This window comes from Streptosporangium sp. G11, assembly GCF_051192615.1.
Taxonomy (GTDB): Bacteria; Actinomycetota; Actinomycetes; order Streptosporangiales; family Streptosporangiaceae; genus Streptosporangium.
Genome location: NZ_JBPJUQ010000230.1, coordinates 1 through 2,806, shown reverse-complemented (window position 1 = coordinate 2,806; position 2,806 = coordinate 1). Strand labels below are relative to the sequence as shown.

The 2,806-nt window shown below is 69.6% G+C and carries 3 protein-coding genes; all 3 read right to left on the bottom strand.

Annotated features, from left to right (window positions below):
- Positions 1–328 (bottom strand): patatin-like phospholipase family protein (locus ACSDR0_RS50050; protein ID WP_435296036.1); only part of this gene is annotated, 328 nt, incomplete at its 3' end.
- A 242-nt stretch (positions 329–570) separates the two neighbouring features.
- Positions 571–1,419 (bottom strand): aldo/keto reductase, encoded by an 849-nt coding sequence (locus tag ACSDR0_RS50045; RefSeq protein WP_435296035.1) that lies wholly within the window; start codon positions 1,417–1,419, stop codon positions 571–573.
- A 149-nt stretch (positions 1,420–1,568) separates the two neighbouring features.
- Entirely contained in the window at positions 1,569–2,585 is a 1,017-nt protein-coding gene (locus tag ACSDR0_RS50040) for a nitroreductase family protein (RefSeq protein ID WP_435296034.1), read from the bottom strand.
- Positions 2,586–2,806 lie beyond the last annotated feature (221 nt).

The following is a 2,806-nucleotide window of genomic DNA, read 5'->3' as shown; positions in this document are numbered from 1 at the left end:
CGGCCGCGATCGCTCCGTTGAAGGCGCCCACCGAGGTTCCGATGATCAGGTCCGGGATGAATCCTCGCTGTTCCAGGGCGTATCCGACACCGACCTGCGCGGCTCCGAGCACTCCGCCGCCGCCCACCACCGCGGCCACGGGGCGGGGAAGGGCGCGCAGGCCCACCGGCTGCAAGCCCGCCACCGGGCGGCTCGATGCCGAAAGGCGCGTCCCGGCGTCGCCTGTCATGGTCTGACGCTGCTGATCGCCGTGAGCACCCGGCCGGTCGCCCTGGCCGATGCCGCCACCAGCGGAGGAGGCCGATTTCCGGCGATGTACAACACTCATGGTCCGTCCTCTCTCGCGACGGCGCCTGATCGGATGCGTTTCTCGGCCAAGACCAGGCAGCGGCCAAAACCGGGCGGCCACCACATCACTGAACTACTGACTTTGTCGGCCGGCGTATTCGTTCGAGTCGTCGCCGTGACCGGTGACAACGATCGCCGGCCCGGTTGGCAGACTGGGGTTTCCTCTGGAAACGAGCGGGGTCGGAGCCCGGCGTCCAAATGGAAGGGGCTCCACTTTCGCGATCAGGTGAGGTCGGCGAGGTCCTCCTCGGTGAGGGTGATCGAGCGGGCGGTCAGGTTCTCCTCCAGGTGGGCCACGGAACCGGTACCCGGGATGGCCAGGGCGACCGGAGACAGGGCCAGCAGCCAGGCCAGGGCGATTCGACGGGCGGTGGCGCCGTGCCGGTCGGCGACCTTGAGCAGGCCGGGGTCGTTGAGGTCGGCCCTGCCGCCACCGAGGGGGAAGAACGGGACGAAGGCGATGCCGGCCTGCGTGCAGGCCTCCAGGACGGCCGTCTCGTCACGGTCGGCGATGTGGAAGTTGTTCTGGACGGCCACGACGGGAGCGATCGTACGGGCCTCGGCGAGATGGCCGGCATCGACGTTGCTGATGCCCAGGTGGCGGATCAGCCCCTCCTCGCGCAATGCGGCGAGCACCTCGAAGCGTTCGGCGAGCGACTCGCCGTGCGGAGGTTCCATCGTGCCGATGCGCAGGTAGACCAGGTCAAGGCGGTCCAGGCCCAGGCTTTCGAGGTTGGCTTCGACCTGGGGCCGAAGATCGGCGGCGGTGCCCTGGCCGGGACCGCCGGGACCGAAGACCGGGCCGACCTTGGTGGCGATGACCAGGGCGTCCGGGTACGGGGACAGGGCCTCGCGGATCAGGGTGTTGGCGCGCACCGAGCCGTTCCCGCTGCGATAGAAGTCGGCGGTGTCGATGTGGTCGACGCCGAGTTCGACGGCGCGGCGCAGGACGGCGCGGCCGGACTCGGGGTCGCGGGCGGGTCCGCCCGGGCTGCCCTGGGGCAGGCGCATGGCGCCGAAGCCGAGCCGCTCGATCGTCAGATCGCCGCCGAGGCGGAACTGGCTGGTCATGTCTCTCCTCGTGATGTGATGTGCCGCCTGCGGGAAGACTCAGATCGCCGCTTCGGCCGGCGCCGAAGCAGGACCCCGTGGCACGAGCAGGGAATCCACTTCTTCGGGCGGCGGAGGAAGTCGGCGTGCCGAGCGTGGCCGGTCGGTGATCACGGCGCTGCGGTGGACCCGCCCCTGCCGTGTGCCGCCTGGTGCGTGAAGGCGGCGGTGTCCGCTCGGCTGATCGTCGGGTCGCCCTTCGGCGGCAGCCGGTCACTCACGCTGTGTGTGCCCTTGGCGGGGCCGTGGATCGGCTTGGTCGGGTAAATCACGGTCCGGTCCAGCCCGCTGGAGCGAATGCGCCCGTCCGCGATCTTCTTGTACGCGTGGGTCGATCGCGGCAGCGTGCGGTGGATCGGCTTCTGTGTGGTGCTCGACCGGTCGCAGGTGTGGCCGGCACCGAACACGACGGCCACACCAGGCAGGAGACGCCTCGGTCGCGCCGCATGCGACTGCGGGGCCGAACCCCCGACGAACGTGACCGTCTCCTCGAGCGGTGCCCGGCCCGTACGGGCGTGACCCACCGTGACGTCCTCGAACCCGATCGACATGCCACAGAAGAGGATGAGCCCGTCCGGGGGTGACAAGACCTCCGCGACGGTCCTGTGATACACCGACCACGCCATCTGCGGGCAGCTGTGCAGCCCTTCGGCGCGGAGCAGCAGCATGACGGTCTGCAGATACATGCCGACGTCGGCCCATTGGGGCGAGCCCATGTCGCGGTCGATGTAGCAGAACAGGGCGGCCGGCGCGCCGAAACAGTCCCAGTTCGCGACGGTGGCCCTCTGGCGCGCCTCCCAGTCCTCGCGCGAGATACCGAGTGCGCCGTAGCGCTGCGCGCCGAAGGCGGATCGGCGCTCGCGGTACGGGGACTTCAGCGCGGGCGGGTACATCTTGTACTCCCGCTCGTCCCAGGGGTCGCCTGCGGCCACGCGCTCGCCGGCGCGCTTCTTGAGCTCGGCCAGCGGCTCGCCGGTCAGCACGTAGACGCGCCACGGCTGGAGGTTCGATCCGGACGGCGCCCAGGCCGCGGCGGACAGCACGCGCTCCAGCACCTCCATCGGGACAGGCCGGTCGGTGAATCCCCGCACCGCCCGTCGGCTCGCGACCGCCTCGTAAACGTCCACGATCGCCCCCCATCTGCTTGACGCATCTACTTTTCATTACGTTCACGACCGTATCATTCGCGATGGTATCAATCAATACCATCTGGTGGATTATGAGCACATTGTGAGGTAGGTAACTCGCACAGGAACCGACCGCGAACGTCGTCTGCCGCCCCGTCGCGGGAACAACCCTCACGCCAGCCGACGAGGTACGCGCCGGGGCCGGGCCGAGGTCCACCCGC